This window comes from Nocardiopsis baichengensis YIM 90130, assembly GCF_000341205.1.
Taxonomy (GTDB): Bacteria; Actinomycetota; Actinomycetes; order Streptosporangiales; family Streptosporangiaceae; genus Nocardiopsis_A; species Nocardiopsis_A halophila.
Genome location: NZ_ANAS01000005.1, coordinates 399,407 through 417,789, shown reverse-complemented (window position 1 = coordinate 417,789; position 18,383 = coordinate 399,407). Strand labels below are relative to the sequence as shown.

Sequence of the window (18,383 nt, the reverse complement as noted above, 5' to 3'; positions counted from 1 at the left end):
CCGCATCGCGCGGGGGCACCGCATCGTGTGGTGGCGCTGCTCAGCCCGCCCCAGGCCCCCTTCGAGCTGGCCTGTGCCTCCGAGGTCTTCGGCACGGTCCCGCCGGACTCCCCGGCCCGCTACGGCTTCTCGGTCTGCGCCGAGCGCCCCGGCCCCCTGCCGACCACCGCCGGGTACGCGATCCACGTCGATTCCGGGTTGGAGGCCTTACAGGAGGCGGACACCGTGGTCGTGGCGGCCCGGAACCCGCCCGGCGCTCCGGTGGCCCCCGCCGTCGCCGACGCGCTGCGCGCCGCACACCGGCGCGGGGCGAGGATCGCCGCCATCTGCACGGGCGCGTTCGTCCTCGCCCAGGCCGGACTGCTCGACGGCCGGCGCGCCACCACCCATTGGCGCCGCGCCGCCCACCTCGCCTCCGCCTTCCCCCGAGTGCAGGTGGACCCGGACGTGCTCTTCGTGGACCACGGCGACGTGGCGACCAGCGCCGGCACCGGAGCCGGCATCGACCTGTGCCTGCACCTGGTCCGCACCGACCACGGCGCCGCCTACGCCGACCGGGTCGCGCGGGTCATGGTGCTTCCGCCGCACCGGGAGGGGAACCAGCGCCAGTACGCCGCCCGGCCGGCGCCGCCCCGGCCCGCCCCGCATCGGGCCGACGCTTCACTGGCGCCCCTGCTGGAGTGGGCCGAGGCCCGGATCGACGGCCGAGTGACCGTGGGCCGCCTGGCCGAATACGCGGGGGTGTCCGGGCGGACGCTCGCCCGCCGGTTCACCGAGCAGCTCGGCACGAGCCCGGGCCGGTGGCTGCTCGCGCGGCGCCTCGACGCGGCCCGCGCGCTATTGGAGGAGACCGACCTCCCGGTGGAGGCCGTCGCCGCCCGGGTCGGCCTCGCCTCCGCCGTCAACCTGCGCCGCCGCTTCCGCGCCAGGTTCGGCACGACCCCGGGCGCCTACCGCCGCGCCTTCGGGCGGGCCCGGTAGCCGGGGCGCCCCCGGTGGCGGCCTCCTCCACGCCGGTTCGCGTCGGCTCTTCCGGGTGTTCACCGGATCCTCTGTAGATCGGTCCGGTGGTCGGAAGCAGCCCCCCGCCGGGGTGTGGCGCCTCGCACGCCGCCTGTTCGTGTCGGCGTGGAACCGGCGCCCTGCAGGCGATCCGCCGCGGTGTGGTCCGGCGCTCTCCCCTCTGTGCGCGGGGTCATGCGCGCACCGGGACTTCTGAGGCGCCCGTCCGCCGTTGTGGGTGATTCGTGCGCCCGATGCCGCGCGGGCGATCCGCCTCCTCCCGGCGCACCTCTCTTCCCCATCCGTTCCCGGCCGCCCCCTGCCCGCGGTCGCGCATGTCCCAGCGAAGGAGGGCACCTTGCCCATCGCCCTGTGGGCGCTCACTCTGGGCGCTTTCGGTATCGGCACGACCGAGTTCGTCATCATGGGCCTCCTGCCCGAGGTCGCCGCGGACCTGGGGGTCTCCGTCCCCGACGCCGGCCACCTGATCTCCGGCTACGCCGTCGGCGTCGTCATCGGCGCCCCGCTGCTGGCGATCGCCGGTTCGCGGCTGCCGCGCAAGACCTTCCTCTTCGCCCTCCTCGGGCTCTTCGCCGCGGCCAACGCCCTGTCCGCGGTGGCGCCCGGGTACGAGGCGCTGCTGGGCTCCCGCTTCCTCGCCGGGCTGCCGCACGGCGCCTTCCTCGGGATCGGCTCGGTGGTCGCCGCCGACATGGTCCCCGGGCACCGGCGCGGCCAGGCGGTGGCCCGGGTCCTGATGGGCCTGACCCTGGCCAACGTCGCCGGCGTCCCCCTGGGCGCCCTGCTCGGCCAGCTGCTCGGCTGGCGCTGGGCCTTCGCCGGGGTGGCCGTCATCGGCGCGGTCGCGGCGCTGGTGCTGCGCGCCGCCCTGCCCGACCAGCCCCGCCCGGCCGCCGTCCCGGTCCGCCGGGAGCTGCGGGTGCTCGCCCGCCCGCAGGTGCTGCTCGCCTTCGCCGTGGTGGTCTTCGGCTTCGGCGGCAGCTTCGCCGCCTACAGCTACATCAGCCCGGTGCTGACCGACCTCACCGGCTTCGGTGCGACCGGCGTGTCCGTGGTGCTGGCGCTGTTCGGCGCGGGCACGACGGCGGGCGCCGTGGTCGGCGGACGGCTGGCCGACACCGCCCCCATGCCCACCCTGTACCTGTTCACCGGGGCGCTGGCGGCCTCCCTCGCGCTGTTCGCCGTCGCGGCGGGCGACCCCGTCCTGGCCCCGGTCGGCGTCTTCCTCATCGGCGCGACCGGCTTCGTGGCGGTCACGAGCCTGCAGACGATGATCCTGGAGAGGGCCCGGGAGGCCCCGGGGCTCGCCGCCGCCGGGATCCACTCGGCGTTCAACATCGCCAACGCCCTGGGGGCACTGCTCGGCGGGGCCGCGATCACCCTCGGCCTCGGCCTGACCGCTCCCGCGCTCGTGGGGGCGGCGCTGTCCGCCGTCGGCCTGGCGCTCGCCCTGGTGCTCGGCCTGTCCGACCGTCGGGCCACCGCGGTCCGGGACGAGGTGCCGGACGGCCTGTCCGAGGAGGTCCCGGGGGCCGTGGAGCCGGCACCCGCCGTCGTCGGCTGACCGCGGCGGGCCCAGGCCTCAGAGGGAGAAGAGGCGGGCCCCGTTGCCGTACAGGACCGCCCGCAGCCACCCGTCCCCCAGGCCGAGGCCTGCGAGCGACCGGAGCTGGTGGACATAGGGGTAGGGAATGTTCGGGAAGTCGGTGCCGAACAGGATCCGGTCCTCAAGCGCCTTCAGGCGCGGCACCTCCTCCGGAGGGAAGGGGGCCGAGCGCTCGGTGAAGTCGGTGAACACCATCGTCGTATCGAGGTGGACGCCGTCGTGCCGCTCGGCCAGGTCCAGGAACTCGGTGTACTCGGGCGACCCCGCGTGGGCGACGACGGCCGTCAGCCCGGGGTGGGCGCTCAGGACCTCGGCGAAGGGCCCCGGGCCGGTGAAGGCTCCTTCGAGAGGGCCCGACCCGCAGTGCACGATCACCGGGACCCTTGCATCGGCCAGCGCGCCCCACACCCCGTCGAGCAGCGGGTCGCGGGGGTCGTAGCCGCCCACCTGGAGGTGGGCCTTGAACACCTGGGCCCCTGAGGCGATGGCCTCGCCCACGTACTCAGCCGCCCCCGGTTCGGGATAGAAGGTGGCGCTGTGCAGGCAGTCGTCGTGCGCCGCGGCGAACTCGGAGGCCCAGCCGTTCAGCCACTGCGCCATCCCCGGCTTGTGGGGGTAGAGCAGCGACGTATAGCGCACCACCCCGAACCGCCTCAGGAGCGCGACCCGCTCGGCCTCCTCCTGCCGGTAGGTGATCGGCCAGACGCCGTCCCCCAGGGCGTCGAAGTACGCCCACACCTTGCGCATCACCCGGTGCGGCATGAAGTGCGTGTGCACGTCGATCAGCCCGGGAAGACCGAGGTCCTTCCAGAACGCCCGGACGTCGGCTTCTTCCTCGGCTGATGCGGCGTAGCTCACGCGGGCCACTGTACGGCCGCACATCCGACGAGCACCACGCGGGCGGCGATCGGCTCTGAAGCCGTATGCAGGACCTCCAGAAGCAGGCCTCACACCGCCCCCGGAGCGCCTGCGGCCAGGCCTCCGACCGGGGCCTTGGCCGCGCGGGATGCGGGAGCGAGGGACGCCAGCAGGCCGGCGGGGATGCCCGCGAGCAGCAGGACGGCCACCCGCGCCACGGGGACCGCGGGGACCATGTCGTCGAGCGCGGCTCCCGCCGCCGCCAGGCCGAACAGCACCCCCAGGGCGGCGCCGACCGCGGTCCCGGCCACGCCGACCAGGGCCGCCTCCGCCGCCACCAGGCCGCGCAGTTGGCCGCGGGTCAGCCCCAGCGCGCGCATCAGCGAGAACTCGCGCCCGCGCTCCAGGACCGACAGCGCCAGGGTGTTCGCGATGCCCAGGACGGCGATCACCACCGCGACCGCCAGCAGCCCCAGCACCACCACGAAGATCGCGTCGAACAGCCGCCCGTACTGGTCGCGCTGCTCGGCGGCGCTGAACACCTCCAGGCCCGGGTGGTCGGCGACCGCCGCGTCCACGGCCTCCCGCACCCGGTCGGCCGGGCTGCCGTCGGCGCCCACGACCAGCACGCCGAGGTCGGGCGCGTCCGGGAACAGCGACGCGAAGTCCTCGGGCGCCACGAACAGGCCGGCCATGCCGTCGTCGGTCATCACCGCCGCGACCGTCACGCGCAGAACGCCCTCCTTCCCGGCGACCTCGATCTCGTCGCCGGTTCCGACCCCCAGGCGTTCGGCCTCCTCGCGGTGGACGGCGACCCTGCCCGGCGCCACCTCGGAGAAGTCCCCCGCGACGGTGTCCAGCGACAGATCGGTGCCCAAGCGCGCTCCCGGGAAGGAGACGACCGGCGTCGGCTCACCCCCGGTCTCCGCGGCCGCACGCCTCTCCCGCATGACCCTGCCGATCGCGGGATCGTCCTCCAAGAACCGGGCCAGGCCCGACGGAAGCGCGCGCTCCGGCCCGTCCTGTCCGCCCCCCACGGGGCGAACGGCGTAGTCGGCCGGCATCTCCCGGGCCATCAGATGGCCGAGCGTGGACTCGATCGACGCGCTCGCCACCGCGTACCCCGACATCAGCGCCGCCCCCACGGCGAGCGCCGTCATCGCGGTCGCCGTGCGGTGCGGTGTGCGCAGCACCCCTTCCGCCGCCAGACCCGGCGCGGTGCCCATCCGCCGCATGGGCGCCCGCACCGCCGCCGCGAAGAGCCGCACCAGCCACGGTGCGGCCGCCACGGCGCCGAGGAAGGCCGCCATGCCCGACCCGGCCACGAGCGCCATCGGCAGCGGCCCCGGCTCCAGGGTCAGCCCGGCCCACACGCCCGCGCCCGACGCGGCGAACAGGGCCGCGGCCACCGCCGCCCGTGCCCGGGGCCCACGCGCGGACGTCCCGCCCCCGGAGTCCCCGCCGCTCTCCCGCAGCGCGGCCAGCGGTGCGGTGCGCATGGCCGCGACCGCCGGGCGCACCGCGGCCGCGACCGTCGTCAGCACCCCCGCACCCGCGCCCAGCGCGAGCGAGGACGGCCGCACCACCAGCGGCAGGCCCTCGGCGCCGGTGGTGCCGAAGAACGAGGCGGCCCCGGCCGAGCGGCCGGCCAGCTCCACCGCCGCCGCGGCCACGCCCACCCCCAGCGCCGCCCCCAGCGCCGAGGCCGCCAGGCCGACCACCAGCGCCTCGGCCAGCACCCCGCGCAGGACCTGCCCGCGATCGGCGCCCAGGCAGCGCAGCAGTGCGGTGCTCCGGCGCCGCTGCGCCACCAGGACCGCGTAGGTGTTGCCGATGACGAGCGCGGCGGTGAACAGCGCCACCACGGCGAACAGCACGAGGGCGGTGGTCACGCTGCGCGCCTGCACCCCGGCGTCCTCGGCGAGCACCTCCCCGTACGCGGCCCCGGTCATCGTGCGCGCGTGGGCGCCGAGCGCCTCCCGCACCGCCTCGGCGACCCGCGGCGGTGCCGCCCCGTCGGCGCCGAGCACCCGGACCTCGGCGAACCCCGGCGCCCCGGTGACCTCGGCGGCGGTGGCCGGGTCGAAGGCGATCGCGCCGTTGGCGGTGGCCGTGCGGTCGAGCCCGAAGTCGATCAGCCCGGTGACGGTGAACTCCCGTCGCCGCCCGTCCTCACCGGCGGCCGCCACCGTGTCGCCGACCTCCACCCCGGTGGTCCGGGCGGTCGCCGCCGAGAGCGCGGCCTCGTCGCCGGCGGCCGGTGCGCGGCCCTGCTCGACCCGCAGCCGCTCGGTGGCCCCGCCCGCGGAGACCGCCAGGGCCGGGGCGCCGCCGAGCGGCCGCCCGTCCGGGCCCAGGAGCACCGCTGAGCCCCGCACCGCGCCGTCGGCCTGCGCCACCTGCGGCAGCTCCCGGACCCGGTCGAGCACGTCCCGGGGGAGCGTGCCGCCGTCCTCGGCGGGGACGGCCACCGCGTCGAGCCGCTCCGCCCCGCCCATGGCGGAGTCGGCGAAGTGCGCCCGGACACCGTCGGTGAAGACCAGCGTGGCGGTGGCGAACATGGCCCCCAGGGCGATGGCCAGGGCGGTGGTCGCCAGGCGGGACACGGGGCCGGTACGGATGCGCCTCATCGGCGGGCCTCCTCGGGGCGCGGGGTGCGAGCGGCGTGGTGCCCGTCTCCGGGCGGTCCCCCGTCCTGGGCGCGGACCAGGAGCGGCCGCAGCCAGGCGACCTCGGACAGCCGCGCCACCTGGGCCCGGACCGGTCCGCGCGCCGCGACGGCGACCAGGGCGCCGACCGCCGCGCCGGTCAGCAGGCCGATGACGACGTCGTGCGGGTAGTGCACGCCCACGAACACCCGGGAGAAGGCCTCGGTGAGCGCCAGCGGCGCCGCCACCGCCGCCGACCAGCGCCAGGCGAGAAACGCCGCCGCCAGCGCCGCCCCTGCCACGGCCGCGTGGTTGCTCGGGAACGACCAGTCCCCGTGCGGCGGGCAGGCCGCGATCGCGACCGTGTCCGCCACCGCGCGGCACGGCCGGTCCTGCCGGACCACCGCCTTGGCGCCCTCGCTGACCAGGTAGCCGGCGACCGTCGCCGGCGGCGCGAGCATGGCCGCGGCCATGGCGTGCGCCCCTCGCCCGCGCGCCCTCCACCACAGCCCCAGGAAGAGCGCGGCGAAGCCCAGGAGCAGCAGGTCGGTGGCTGCTCCGGCGACGGCCTGCAGCCACTCCGGCGTGCTCTGGGCGAAGGAGGTGACGGCCCGGTACCCGTCGGTACTGATCTCGGGGATCTGGGTCGGCATGAAGCGGTGCGCTCTCTTTCTCCGTCGTGTCCTGCCTGCGTGTCCTGCCTGGCCGTGGGGCGTGCCGGGGGCCGTCCCGGCCGGGCGGTCGACCGGTCCCGCCGTCGGCCGACGCGCCCGCAGGCGCCCCGCAGGACTCCCTGTGGAGGACTAACGCTAGAAACCGTGCGCTGTGGGCACATCGCCCGATCGGGGGGAGGGGGGCGCCACTTTCGGGGGAGGCCGCGGTGCAGGTCCCAGGACTAAAGTTCAAAGAGTGAGAAGGGCAGGGGTGCGCGACGCCGCACTGTTGGTGCTGATGGCGGCCATGGCCGTCGCCACGGTGGCGACCACGCGTCCGGTCGGTTCGCTGCCGGCGGTCGCCCTGGGGCTGGCGGTGGTCGCGTTCGCCGCAGGGCGCCTGTCCGGGCACCGGTACGCCGTCCAGGGCGTGCTCGTCGCGGTGGTCGGTTGGGGGCTCATGCGCGCGCTCGTGTCGACGGCGCTCGGCGACGAACCCTGGTCGGGCATGGCCGAGGCGATCATCGCCCTGACGTTCGGCGCCTTCCCCTGGCTGACCGGAAGGTACCTGCGGCAGCGCGCCGAGCTCTTGGTGTCCGGCTGGGAGCGCGTGGCCTCGCTCGAACGCGAGCGCGACGCGGTCGCCGAGCAGGAGCGGCTGCGCGAGCGGACCCGTATCGCCGAAGAGATGCACGACTCCCTCGGGCACTCCCTGAGCCTGATCGCGGTCAGAGCCGGGGCCCTGGAGGTCGCCCCGGGGCTGACCGCGGAGGAGTACCGCGAGGGGGCCGGTGAGCTGAGAGCGCGCGCGTCGGAGGCGATCGGCCGCCTGCACGAGGTCATCGGGCTGCTGGAGCGGTCGCGCGCGGAGGGGAGCGCAGACGACGGACTCGCGGGCCTGGTCGACAGGGCGTGCTCTGCGGGGATGGACATCGACTGGGACGGAACCGAGCCCGAAGGCGACGGCCCGGCGTGCATGCTGGCGCACGCCGTGGTGCGCGAAGCCCTGACCAACGCCGCCAAGCACGCTCCGGGGGCCCGGGTCGCCGTCGAGGTGTCCGCCCTGGAGCGCAAGCGGGTCCTCTCCGTCCGGGTCCGCAACGGCCCCTCCGCCCCCGGCGGCCCGGCCTCTCCGAGCGGAGGGCGGGGGCTGCGCTCGCTCCGCGAGCGCGTGGAGCAGGTCGGGGGCGCACTGCGCGCCGGTCCCGGTGCGGACGGGTTCGCCGTCGAGGCCCGCCTGCCGGCCACCGCGGCCGCCGCGGCCACGGGGGCGCGCGGGCGTCCGGACCGCGCCCGCCGCGAGCTGATCGGTGCGGGGGCCGTCGTCGTCTCCGTGCTCGTGCCGCTTGTGGCGGGCTGGTACATCTTCGGCGACCACGTGGTCGCCGAAGCCGTCCTCGCGCCGGACCGCTTCGGCCGGCTGGAGATCGGTCAGGAGCAGGCGGACGCCGAGCGGCTGCTGCCCTCCACGGCCCTGCCCGCCGAGGTCTCGGTCCCCGAGGCCGAGAGGGTCCTGCCCGCGGTGGCCGAGGGCGAGTGCCGGTTCTACGGCTCGGAGACCGGCCGCGCCTGGTCCCCCGACTCCGCCTACCGGGTGTGCTTCTCTGGCGGGGAGGTGGTGTCGGCGTGCGTCTACGAGCGCCGCCCGGCGCCGTCGGAACCGCGCTGCAAGGAGGACGGGGACACGTGATCAGGGTGGTGCTCGCCGACGACGAGGCGCTCATCCGGACGGGGGTGCGGACGATCCTGTCGGCCGACCCGGGCATCGAGGTGGCCGGGGAGGCCGGGGACGCCGACGGGCTGGTGGAGCTGGCCGCGCGGGAGCGCCCCGACGTCGCCCTCGTCGACATCCAGATGCCGGGCGGCGGCGGCCTGGGGGCGGTGCGCGAGGTGCGCCGCGTCTCCCCCGGGACCGCGCTGGCCATGCTGACGACCTTCGGCCGCGAGGAGTACGTGGTGCGGGCGCTGAGCGACGGCGCCCACGGCTTCCTCCTCAAGGCCGGGGACCCGCGGGAGCTGATCGCCGGGGTCAAAGCGGTGGCGGCCGGCGGCGCCTTCCTCTCCCCGGCGATGGCCCGCGGCCTCGCCGGGCGGCTGCGGGAGCAGGACGGCGCCCCCGACCCCCGTGCCGCCGCGGCGGCACGCGCCGAGGCGCTGTCGCCGCGCGAGCGCGAGGTGCTGGCGCTGGTGGGGCAGGGGCTGTCCAACGCCGAGATCGCCCGTCGGCTCCATCTGGTGGAGGACACCGTGAAGACCCACGTGAGCTCGGTCTTCACCCGCCTGGGGGTGTCCAACCGGGTCCAGGCGGCCGTGCTGGCCTATGAGGCGGGACTGGTCCGCTCCTGAGCGGGGTCGCCTTTCCCTCCCCGGCTCCGAATGGGGGGAGCAGGCAATGGGCGGGGCGGTGCGCGTCCTGCAGGAGCAGGGGAGGGCGACATGGGCAAGTGGGCGCGGAGTCCGTTGGTGTGGGGCGCGGCGGTGGTCGCCGTCGCGGTGCTCGCGCTGGGGCTGTGGGCGTTCCAGCCGTGGAGGCTGTACACCAGCACGACCGTCGACGAGGCCCTTCCCTCGGCGGGGCCCTCGACCGAGCGGACCGGGGGCGCGGACGGGGCCGACACCGACGCGGAGGACGCCGGGAACGGGGAGGGCGGCGAGCAGGACGCCTCCGGAGAGGTGTCCCCGGAGGAGCCCTCCGAACCCGTCGTGCTGGCGGAAGGGGAGTTCGTCTCCCAGGAGCACGAGACGTCGGGAACGGCGCGTGTCCTGGAGCTGCCGGACGGCTCCCGTCATGTGCGCTTGGAGGATCTGGCCTCCAGCGACGGCCCCGACCTCTACGTCTGGCTGACCGACCAGGAGGCGGGCGGCGACTGGTCCAAGTACCGCGACGGCCGCTATGTCGACCTCGGAGCCCTCAAGGGGACGCACGGAAACGCCAACTACGAGATTCCTGAGGACGCCGACATCGATGGCATGACCAGCGTCGTCATCTGGTGCGACCGCTTCTCGGTCGCGTTCGGGTCGGCGCCGCTCGGCCTGTAGGCACCCCCGGCCTCGGCGAGCGGCGCACGGACATCGCAGGGGCCTCGGAGAAGAATTCCGGGGGCCACCTGGGAGAACGGCGTATCGGGGCGGTCGGCTCGGCGCAGGTCCGGCATATCCCATTACACTGAGCGCTTCCGCGACCACTCTATTCAACGGACCGTGTGGGCCCCACAATGGCCGAAGCCCGGACGAGCCGTGCCGAACAGGGGCGGGGTGCATTGACCGACACCGATCGCGGGCCCGAGCACGAGGCCGGGTCCGACGACGAGCTCGCCGCCGGACTCCGCGGAGGCGGACCGACCGGGACACAGGCCCTCGACGAGCTGTACCGGCGCCACTGGCGGCCGGTGCTCGCCTATGCCGCGACCTGCTGCCGCGACCCCCACACCGCCGAGGACCTGGCATCCGAGGCCTTCACCCGCACTCTGGAGGCGGTCCGGGCCGGCCGCGGCCCAGGCGCGGCCTGGCGCCCCTACCTGCTGGCGGTGGTGCGCCGCACCGCCGCCGACTGGGCGGGAACCGAGCGGCGCACAGAGCTCTCCCCCGACTTCGAGCTCTGGCTGGACCGGGCCCCGGAGGAGAGCGGCGAGGAGAGGGTGCTGCGCCTGGAGGACGGCGGGCTGGTGCGCCGGGCCTTCCACTCGCTTCCCGAGCGCTGGCAGGCGGTGCTGTGGCACACCGAGGTCGAGGAGGAGGCGGCCGACCGGGTGGCCCCGCTGCTGGGCATCGGCAGGAGCGGCGTGGGGTCGCTGGCCTCGCGCGCGCGGGAGGGACTGCGCGAGGCCTACCTGACCGCGCACGTCGCCGGGGCCGAGGGCGAGTGCCGCCGGTTCGCCCCGCTCATCGGCACGCAGGCGCGGCGCTCCGGCCGCCGGATCCGCCGCGACCTGGGGCGCCACCTGGCCGAATGCGAGCGCTGCCGGGCGGCCTTCACCGAGCTGAGCGGGCTGAGCCGGCGCATGCGCACGGTGCTGCCGACGGCGCTGCTGCTGTGGGCGGGGCCGTTCAGCGGCGTGGCCGGGCTGCAGGCCGGGCTGGCGGCCGGGGGCTCCGCGGCCTCCGGGGCGGCGCCGCTGGCCGCGGGCGCCGCGGCGGTCGGGGCCGCCGCGGTGATCGGCGGCGCGGCCGTGCTGGGCGGCGTGCCCGAGCCGGACCAGGGGACCGCCCGGGACACCGCGACCGCCGCGGTCCCGCAGGTGCCCCGGGAGACGGTGCAGGAGCCGCCGCCGGAGGCGCCCGAGCCCTCCGCCGGCGCGGAGCCCGGCCCCGTGCAGCAGGCCGAGGCCGAGGACGAGACCGCTCCGGAGGAGGAGCGGGACGAGCCCGGCGGGGAGGACGAGGAGGACCGCTCGGTGCGGGCGCAGAGCGACGACATCGGGCCGGGCGCCGGGGCGGCCCGCCTGATGAACGCCGGAACGGGCGCGTGCGTGCTGCCGGAGGGCGAACGCGTGGTCGTCGGCCCCTGCGCGGGAACCGAGGAGGAGGTGTGGGAGACCTTCGCCCTGACGCCCGGGGACGACCGCACGTGGCTGCGCAACGTCGATACGGGCGGCTGCCTGGGCTACGAGCCGGAGGCGCACGAGGGCGATGCGGTCAGCCACGAGCCCTGCCGCGCCGACCGGGAGGGGCAGATGTTCCGCTTCCTCATGCACCCCGACGGCAGCTACTACCTCGTCACGGAGGCGCAGGGGGCGTGGGGCGGGTACCTCCAGCTCGGTGTGGAGGAGTGGAGGGACTTCACCCCGCCGCCGGAGCAGGGGTCGCCGCTGGTGACGATCTACAACCACTACGACGCCTCCCGTCTGCGATTCCTCACCGCCGCCGAGTGAGGGCCGACGTGCGGTGGCGGGAGTGCGCTGAGCCGCTCCGGGAAAGTTAGGTAACGAAAAGATAAACCTGCGGGACGCGAGAGCGCGTGGGGACTCATTGAAGGGTGACCGCTGCGGCGGCGGTAACCCCGCTCGATCGCCGCCGCAGCGGCTTACCTCCCGTGGATCCCCTTAGGGCTGGCGACCGCAGCCCCCGCCGACCCGCCGCCCGGCCGGGGGCCGTGAGCGGGGTACCTGCTGCTCCGTCGCCGCCCTGCCTCCCGGACCGCGAGGGGCCCGGCGGCCGACCGGCGCCGCCGGGGAACCCCGGCCTTCGTCGTCGCCGTCCCCGACATCCCGGCGGCCTCCGGTCGTCCATCGAGAAGCGGTCACGGTCGTGGGCGGCCTCGGGCGGTCGTACGGACTCCCGGGGCGCGGTGAGGGGAGACGCGGGTCACAATGGGATCATGTCGCTGCCTCCCGGACTGGACCACATCGTCTACGCCGTCCCGGACCTGCCCGCGGCGGTCGCCGCGTTCACCCGGCTCACCGGGGTCGAACCCGGCCCCGGCGGGTCGCACCCCGGGTGGGGGACGCGCAACCGGCTCGTGGGGCTCGGCGGCGGGGCCTACCTGGAGCTGGTCGGCCCCGACCCGGCGCAGATCCCGCCCGCCGGGCCGCGCCCGTTCCGCGTCGACACCCTCTCCGCGCCCGGTGCCGTCACCTGGGCCGTGCGCCGCGACGGCCTGCCCGACCACGCCCGCCGGGCGCGCAGCGCCGGCTACGACCCGGGCCGCGTGCTCGCGATGAGCCGCCGCCGTCCCGACGGCCGCCTGCTGCGGTGGCGGCTCACCGACCCGCGGGGCGCCCACCCCAGCGGCGCGGTCCCCTTCCTCATCGACTGGGGCGACGCGCCGCACCCCGCCTCCTCCGGCCTTCCCAGGGTGCGCCTGGCCGGCCTCCGGGTGCAGGCGCCCGAGCCGGAGGCGGTCGTCGCGCCGCTGCACGCGGTCGGCGCCGGCGTGCGGGCCGAACCGGGCCCGGCCGGGCTGGTGGTCGCCCTGGACACCCCGCGCGGACGCGTCGAGCTCGGCCCCCCGCCCCGTCGGGGGAGCGGCGGATGAACGCCCCCGGACCGCCCGTCCCGGTGCACCCCTCCGGCTCCGCGCTGCGCACCCTGCTCGACGCGTTCGACGGTGGCGGGCCGGCGACGGCCGGAGGCCGCCGGGGATGATCCGATTGCGGCCGTGACCCCATCGGGTCTCCACTCGGTCACGGCGGGGTCCGTGTCCGGCGTTCCGATCGCAGGATTGTCGGATGGCACACCGTGGGCGGGCCGATGCCGTCGAGAGCGACGACGGTGCGGCCCGGCGCGCGGGACCAGCCTGCCACGACGCCGCGCTCGACCCTCCCTCGTGCCCGCGCGGCGACCCCCCTCGATGGAGTTGAGGCCGATATGACCTTCGTCCTGTTCGTTCTCCCCGTGCTCATCCTGGCGGCGGCGATAGGCGCCTACATCTATATGGGCAGGCAGGAGTGAGCGGAGTGGTGGGAGGAACGGCGCCGCCGGCCCCGCGTCCGCCCGCTCAGGCGGCGTGGGCCGGGGCCGTCCGGCGTCCGCCCGGGTGCCGGTGGCGCCAGGTCCAGAAGACGGCGCACCCCGCCAGCGCCCACGCGCCCAGTACCAGGAACGGGAGCGCGTGCTGGTGCCCCGGGAAGTAGATGGCGGTGTGCTGGGCGCTGATCGAGGCGCCCGGAGGGAGCCAGCGCCCGAGCTCGCCGAGCGGGTGCGGCAGCAGCGGCCAGGAGACCGCCCCGCCCGATGAGGGGTTGCCCAGGAGCACCATGACGCCCCAGGTCGGCAGCATCGCCCAGCGGCCGATCAGGGTGTTGAACATGGTGAAGACCATGCCCGAGGCGAACATGGTCAGCGACAGGACCGCCCACGACTCGGGGAACGGCAGGCGCAGCGCGCCGAGCCCCCAGTCCACCGTCGCGGCGATCGCGAAGCCGCCCAGGGCCGCGTAGCCGGCGGTGAAGGCGATGCGCACCGGCGGCGACAGTGCGGAGGCGTGCACGCTGAGCTGGATCGCGCCCACGAACCCGATGATCACGGCGGCCAGGGAGATGTAGAAGACGGCCAGCCCCTGCGGGTCGGTGGACTGGAGCGGCTTGAGGTCGTGCACGGGCACCCGGACGCCCAGGTCGTCGCCGACCTGCGGTGCGGTCTCGGTGAGCAGCCGTGCCACCGACGCTCCGGCCGCGCTCGCCACGCCCAGCTCCACCTCGTCGCCGCGGACCTGGAGCACCGCGAAGACCTCCTGCTCCTCCACGGCGCGGCGGGCGGCGTCCTCGTCGGGGAGGACGCGCAGGTCCAGTGAGGAGCCCAGCCGCTCGTCCATGGCCGACACGAAGGCGGTGCCGTGCTCCTCCGCCCCCGAGGAGAGCGCCTCGGCCTGTTCCGGGGACGGCGGCACCACTGCGGTGGGGATGTCCCGGGGTACGGGCGCGGCCATCGCGTAGGTGTAGGAGCCCGCGAAGAGCGCGGCGGCCGCGCTCAGGATGAGGACGAGCACGGTCGCGGGCAGTAGGGCGGAGCCGCGGAAGGCCCGCCAGGCCTCCGCCGCGCTCCGCCTGCGTCCGTGCGCGCCGGTCGGGCGGTCGGGCGGTCGGGCATGGGGTCACGGTAGACCCGCCCGGTCAGCGCGGCCGCTCCGACGCGCGGGCCAGGCGCTCAGCGGTGCCGCCGAGCGCCCCGGTGTCGACGCCGGCCTTCTCCAGGGCGCGGGCGGCCCCGCCGTCGGCGCGCAGGACCCCCAGCAGGACGTGGGCGCCGCCGATCCGCCGGTGGCCCAGGCCCGCGGCCTCGCGCAGCGACAGCTTCAGCGCCTTCTTCGCCCCCGTGGAGAAGGGGATGTGGTCGCCGAAGAGCCGGAACGCGCGGCCGGCGCGCGGGCGGCGCTCCGGGGCGGGGGCGGCCTGCGCCGCCGCGCGCAGGTCCGGTGCGGACGCGCCGTGCTCGCGCAGGGCGCGGGCGGCAGGGCCGTCCTGGGCGTCCATCAGGGCCAGCAGCAGGTGGACGGTGCCGATCCGGCCGTGGCCGAGGCCGCGGGCCTCCTCCTGGGCCCAGACGACGGCGTTCCGGGCGTCGTCGCCGAAGCGCTCGAACATGGTGCTCACCCTTCGAGTCGTCAACAAAACTTGACGGTCAACTTGTGTTGACGATAGGCGGCGCGTCCTGGTGTTGTCAATGAAAGTTGACGAGTTCGGGGCGGAAGAACGGGCGCGGGCCCTGGGCCCGCGCCCGTGCGCGGCGGCGGCCGCCCGGGGCGGCCGCCGGGCGGGACGTCAGTCCACGGGCTTGCGCAGGTGGTGGATCCAGGCCGGCGGGAAGTTCGCGATGACCTTCTCCGAGCCGGTGCCGTAGCGGTTGAGGTACTCCTCGACCACCCAGCCCGAGCGCGCCTGGCGCAGGTAGTCCTCGCGCGGGGCGATGACCGCCTTGACCTCCTTGGTGTACAGGTAGCCGAAGAACGACAGCCGCCCGCCCGGCTTGAGCACCTCGAAGTAGTGCTCGAATATCCCCCGCACCTCCCCGGCCGTGAAGTTGGCGAGGGGGAGGCCGGAGATGATCAGGTCGTACCCGCCCTCGCGGGAGACCTCCTCCACGGGCGCGGCGTGCACCCGCAGCCGCTCCCGGGCCGGAGCGAAGTCCGGGTCGGTGTCCACCAGGTCCTGAAGGTGGGCGGCCATCCCCGCGTTCGCCTCCACCAGGTCGGCGGTGTCCTCGGGGCCCATGTGGCGGGCGATCGCCCGGGAGACCGGGCCGGTCCCCGCCCCGCCCTCCAGGATCGCCAAGGGGGCGGGGCCGGGCCGTTCGGTCAGGTGGCGGGTGAGCGCGCCGGCCAGGGCGGGGCTGCTGGGCACGACCGACCCGGTCGCGCGGAACGTGCGCACCGCCTCCCGGAGGAAGAGACCGGCGTCGCGCAGCCGTGAGTCGAATCGGAGGGTGTGGGGAGGACTCTGTGTCGCTGCCATGCCTGCACGCTAGCGGGTGGGCGCCTAAGACGCCGGTGAAGCGGAGGGCCGTGTCGCAGCGAAGACCGAGCGCAGCGCGGCGGTCACCGCCCTCTCCGCGCGCTCGGCCGCCGGGAGGAAGGCCCCGAAGCCGAACATCCCGTGGAACCCGTCGTTCACCCGGACCGTGGTCGCCGGGACGCCGGCGGCGCAGAGCAGCCGCGCGTACTCCTCGCCCTCGTCGCGCAGCGGGTCGAAGTCCGCGGTCAGCACGAGCGCGGGCGGCAGCCCCTCCAGCCGTGCGGCGAGCGCGGGCGAGGCGTCGGGCTCGCGCTCCTGCCCGTCGGACAGGTACTGCTCGTTGAACCAGGCCATGGCCCGGCCGGTGAGGAAGTAGCCCTCGGCGTTGTCCGTGCGGGAGGGGTAGGCGCCGTCGCCGCTGGGACCGTACCCGGTGAAGTCGGTGACCGGGTAGATCAGCGCCTGGTGGCACAGCCGCGGGCCGCCGGCGTCGCGGGCCGCGCGGGCGGCCACGGTCGCCAGGTTGCCCCCGGCGCTGTCCCCGCACACCGCCAGCCGCGCCGGGTCGATGCCCAGCTCGGCGGCGTTGTCGGCGACCCAGCGCAGTGCGGCGACGGAGTCCTCGACCGCCGCCGGGTAGGGGTGCTCGGGGGCCAGCCGGTAGTCCACCGCCACGACGACCGCCCCGGCGCCGTCGGCCAGGATGCGGCAGATGTGGTCGTGGGACTCCAGGTCGCCCAGGACGAACCCGCCGCCGTGGAAGAAGACGATGCCCGGCGCCGGGGCGGCGGGGTCGGGCCGGTAGTGGCGCAGGGGGACCTCGCCCGCCGGTCCGGGCGCCGACAGGTCCCGCACCAGGGCCACCTCGGGCCCTTCGACGGGGGTGCGCTGCGCACGGGCCGCGCGCAGCTCCCGGGGGTCGGCACCGGGCCCGATCTCGGGCACGGCCGCGGTCATCATGTCGACGAAGCGACGGGTCTGGGGGGTCATCTCCATGGGCTACCTGACCTTTCCCGAATGCCGTTCTAGCGGTGTGACCTTAACCCGCGCGGGTAGCATGCGTCACCATGAGCGCCGGACCCCCTGCCAAGACCGCAGCCAAGACCGCGCTCGTCACCGGGGCCTCCTCCGGGATCGGCGAGCAGTTCGCCCGCGACCTGGCCGAACGGGGGTTCTCCCTCGTCCTGGTCGCGCGCCGCACCGAACGCCTGGAGGCGCTCGCCGCCGAGCTGGGCGACCGCTTCGGCACCCGGACCGAGGTGCTCGCCGCCGACCTGGGGGCGCCGGGCGGGACCGACGCCGTCGAGGAGCGCCTGCGCGCCGACGGGACCGGCCCCGACGCCCCGGTCGACCTGCTGGTGAACAACGCCGGCCGCGGCGACGGCGGGGAGTTCGCCGCACAGGACCCCGACGACGTCGACCACATGCTGGACGTGAACGTCCGGGCGGTGCTGCGGCTCACCCGCGCCGTGCTGCCGGTGCAGACGGCGCGCAGGGCGGCGGGCGAGCGCGGCCCCCTCCTGGGCGTGATCAACGTGTCGTCCATGGCGGGGGAGATGACCGTGAACCCGGGCGGGTCGGTCTACGCCGGGACGAAGAAGTTCGTGACCCTGTGGAGCGAGAGCGTGGCCCTGGAGGCGGCCCCGCACGGTGTCCACGTCACGGCGGTGCTGCCGGGCTTCGTCCGCACCGACATGACCCGCGCCGTGCAGGAGGGCGGCATGCCCGACGCGGCGTTCGTCCCCAAGGAGCGCATCACCCGCGACGCCCTGAAGGCCTGGGCCGCCGGACGCACGAGGGTCGTGCCCGGGGCGCAGTACAAGGCGGCGGACGGCCTTCTTCGGGCCGTCCCGCGCGTCCTCTACAGGGCGGTGGCCGGAAGGCGCACCGTGCTGTAGACGCCCGCCGTACGGAAGCCGAGCCGTTCATAGGAACGGACGGCCGGATTCCCCTCGGTCACGGCCAGGCCGACCTCCCGAACGCCCTGCCGGGCCAGCAGGGCGATCGCCCGGCGCATCAGCAGGCCGCCCAGGCCTGCGTACCGCGGGTCCGGGCGCCGGAACACTTCGCCGATCCAGGGCACCTCGTCGGGGCGGTCGTTGACCACCAGCACGGCGCCCACGCGCCCGTCCTCCTCGGCCGCCAAAGCGCTCACGTCCATCACCGGCCCCAGCGCGTTGCCGTCCAGGAGTTCGGACAGCAGGCCGAACTCCTCGGCCTCGCTGCGCGCGGGGTCGCGATCGGGGTGGCCCACGGGGAAGGCGGCCAGGAAGGCGTCGAACACCGCGCGCATCCGCTCCTCCCCCGCCTCGGACAGGTCCAGGGCGCCGGAGGCCAGGTCGACGAGGTGCAGGCCGGGGCCCGGACGCGCCTGCTCCCATTCCGGCGGGGGCGGATCGCCGGCCAGGTCGCGCCGCATCTCGCGGGCGCGGCGCACCGCGTGCCCGCCGCCCGCGCACAGCTCTTCGGCGAAACCGCCGTCGGCGGTGGCCACCGCCCACCCCGCCAGCCGCTCCAGCGCCGTCCGGGCCGCGCCGGGCCCGTGCGCGCGGGCCTCGGCCGCCAGGAGCGCGCCGGGCCGGGACCGGTCCGCGAAGCTCACCACCGCCGCGCCGCGGGCGTCGGTGAGCACCGTGCGCCCCGCCGTCTCCCCTGCCGTGCCCTCTGCCGTGTCCACCGCTCCACCGTAGAGGGGCCGCGGTCACGA

At 76.1% G+C, this 18,383-nt stretch carries 16 protein-coding genes; 8 read left to right on the top strand and 8 right to left on the bottom strand.

The annotated features are described in order from the left end of the window. Window positions 1–27: 27 nt before the first annotated feature. Complete coding sequence (locus C892_RS0105480; protein ID WP_017556407.1) at window positions 28–981, top strand: GlxA family transcriptional regulator; 954 nt, start codon at window positions 28–30, stop codon at window positions 979–981. A gap of 379 nt (window positions 982–1,360) precedes the next feature. Then, window positions 1,361–2,587, top strand: a complete 1,227-nt coding sequence (locus C892_RS0105475) for an MFS transporter (RefSeq protein ID WP_017556406.1) — start codon at window positions 1,361–1,363, stop codon at window positions 2,585–2,587. Between the two features lie 18 nt (window positions 2,588–2,605). Here the strand turns inward: C892_RS0105475 and C892_RS0105470 are convergent, their stop codons facing one another. From C892_RS0105470 to C892_RS0105460, 3 genes are all read right to left on the bottom strand, one after another. Continuing rightward, on the bottom strand, window positions 2,606–3,496 hold the full coding sequence (locus C892_RS0105470) for an amidohydrolase family protein (protein ID WP_017556405.1): 891 nt from the start codon (window positions 3,494–3,496) through the stop codon (window positions 2,606–2,608). Window positions 3,497–3,576: 80 nt separating this feature from the next. Further along, window positions 3,577–6,117, bottom strand: a complete 2,541-nt coding sequence (locus C892_RS0105465; RefSeq protein WP_017556404.1) for an FtsX-like permease family protein — start codon at window positions 6,115–6,117, stop codon at window positions 3,577–3,579. Next, the gene (locus C892_RS0105460; RefSeq protein ID WP_017556403.1) at window positions 6,114–6,788 is read right to left on the bottom strand and encodes a phosphatase PAP2 family protein; all 675 of its coding nucleotides are present in this window, start codon (window positions 6,786–6,788) and stop codon (window positions 6,114–6,116) included. The genes C892_RS0105465 and C892_RS0105460 overlap by 4 nt, the downstream gene beginning before the upstream one ends. A 256-nt stretch (window positions 6,789–7,044) precedes the next feature. Between C892_RS0105460 and C892_RS0105455 the strand changes: the two genes are divergently transcribed. From C892_RS0105455 to C892_RS0105435, 5 genes are all read left to right on the top strand, one after another. Next, window positions 7,045–8,478 (top strand): sensor histidine kinase, encoded by a 1,434-nt coding sequence (locus C892_RS0105455; protein ID WP_239647268.1) that lies wholly within the window; start codon window positions 7,045–7,047, stop codon window positions 8,476–8,478. Then, window positions 8,475–9,134 (top strand): response regulator, encoded by a 660-nt coding sequence (locus tag C892_RS0105450; protein WP_017556401.1) that lies wholly within the window; start codon window positions 8,475–8,477, stop codon window positions 9,132–9,134. Before C892_RS0105455 ends, C892_RS0105450 begins: the two co-directional genes overlap by 4 nt. A gap of 90 nt (window positions 9,135–9,224) precedes the next feature. Next, a complete protein-coding gene (locus tag C892_RS0105445; protein WP_239647267.1) occupies window positions 9,225–9,827 on the top strand; it encodes a DM13 domain-containing protein in 603 nt (200 codons plus the stop codon). A gap of 221 nt (window positions 9,828–10,048) precedes the next feature. Beyond that, window positions 10,049–11,659, top strand: a complete 1,611-nt coding sequence (locus C892_RS29935; RefSeq protein ID WP_051060474.1) for a sigma-70 family RNA polymerase sigma factor — start codon at window positions 10,049–10,051, stop codon at window positions 11,657–11,659. Window positions 11,660–12,105: 446 nt separating this feature from the next. Continuing rightward, entirely contained in the window at window positions 12,106–12,762 is a 657-nt protein-coding gene (locus C892_RS0105435) for a VOC family protein (RefSeq protein WP_017556399.1), read from the top strand. Window positions 12,763–13,224: 462 nt separating this feature from the next. Here C892_RS0105435 and C892_RS0105420 read toward each other — a convergent pair whose 3' ends face one another. The 4 genes from C892_RS0105420 to C892_RS0105405 all read right to left on the bottom strand — a co-directional run bounded on the left by C892_RS0105420 (window position 13,225) and on the right by C892_RS0105405 (window position 16,672). After that, window positions 13,225–14,214: an ABC-2 transporter permease gene (locus tag C892_RS0105420; protein WP_017556397.1), complete on the bottom strand. Its 990-nt coding sequence runs from the start codon at window positions 14,212–14,214 to the stop codon at window positions 13,225–13,227. 124 nt (window positions 14,215–14,338) lie between these two features. Beyond that, window positions 14,339–14,809 (bottom strand): Clp protease N-terminal domain-containing protein, encoded by a 471-nt coding sequence (locus C892_RS0105415; RefSeq protein WP_239647280.1) that lies wholly within the window; start codon window positions 14,807–14,809, stop codon window positions 14,339–14,341. 177 nt (window positions 14,810–14,986) lie between these two features. After that, entirely contained in the window at window positions 14,987–15,676 is a 690-nt protein-coding gene (locus C892_RS0105410; RefSeq protein WP_026124145.1) for a class I SAM-dependent methyltransferase, read from the bottom strand. Window positions 15,677–15,700: 24 nt separating this feature from the next. Beyond that, a complete protein-coding gene (locus tag C892_RS0105405; RefSeq protein ID WP_017556394.1) occupies window positions 15,701–16,672 on the bottom strand; it encodes a LipP1 family hormone-sensitive lipase in 972 nt (323 codons plus the stop codon). A gap of 71 nt (window positions 16,673–16,743) precedes the next feature. Between C892_RS0105405 and C892_RS0105400 the strand changes: the two genes are divergently transcribed. Beyond that, window positions 16,744–17,574, top strand: a complete 831-nt coding sequence (locus C892_RS0105400; RefSeq protein ID WP_017539723.1) for an SDR family NAD(P)-dependent oxidoreductase — start codon at window positions 16,744–16,746, stop codon at window positions 17,572–17,574. Here the strand turns inward: C892_RS0105400 and C892_RS0105395 are convergent. Continuing rightward, window positions 17,538–18,353, bottom strand: coding sequence for a GNAT family N-acetyltransferase (locus tag C892_RS0105395; protein ID WP_017556393.1), 816 nt, complete (start codon window positions 18,351–18,353; stop codon window positions 17,538–17,540). The two genes, C892_RS0105400 and C892_RS0105395, sit on opposite strands and share 37 nt — an antisense overlap. Between the last annotated feature and the right edge of the window lie 30 nt (window positions 18,354–18,383).

What these genes read in the sequence shown, in the direction of transcription:
- C892_RS0105400 (WP_017539723.1), top strand. Translation starts at nt 16,744, where the DNA reads ATGAGCGCCGGACCCCCTGCCAAGACCGCAGCCAAGACCGCGCTCGTC.
- C892_RS0105435 (WP_017556399.1), top strand. Translation starts at nt 12,106, where the DNA reads ATGTCGCTGCCTCCCGGACTGGACCACATCGTCTACGCCGTCCCGGAC.
- C892_RS0105445 (WP_239647267.1), top strand. Translation starts at nt 9,225, where the DNA reads ATGGGCAAGTGGGCGCGGAGTCCGTTGGTGTGGGGCGCGGCGGTGGTC.
- C892_RS0105405 (WP_017556394.1), bottom strand. Translation starts at nt 16,672, where the DNA reads ATGGAGATGACCCCCCAGACCCGTCGCTTCGTCGACATGATGACCGCG.
- C892_RS0105415 (WP_239647280.1), bottom strand. Translation starts at nt 14,809, where the DNA reads ATGTTCGAGCGCTTCGGCGACGACGCCCGGAACGCCGTCGTCTGGGCC.
- C892_RS0105465 (WP_017556404.1), bottom strand. Translation starts at nt 6,117, where the DNA reads ATGAGGCGCATCCGTACCGGCCCCGTGTCCCGCCTGGCGACCACCGCC.
- C892_RS0105460 (WP_017556403.1), bottom strand. Translation starts at nt 6,788, where the DNA reads ATGCCGACCCAGATCCCCGAGATCAGTACCGACGGGTACCGGGCCGTC.
- C892_RS0105410 (WP_026124145.1), bottom strand. Translation starts at nt 15,676, where the DNA reads ATGGCAGCGACACAGAGTCCTCCCCACACCCTCCGATTCGACTCACGG.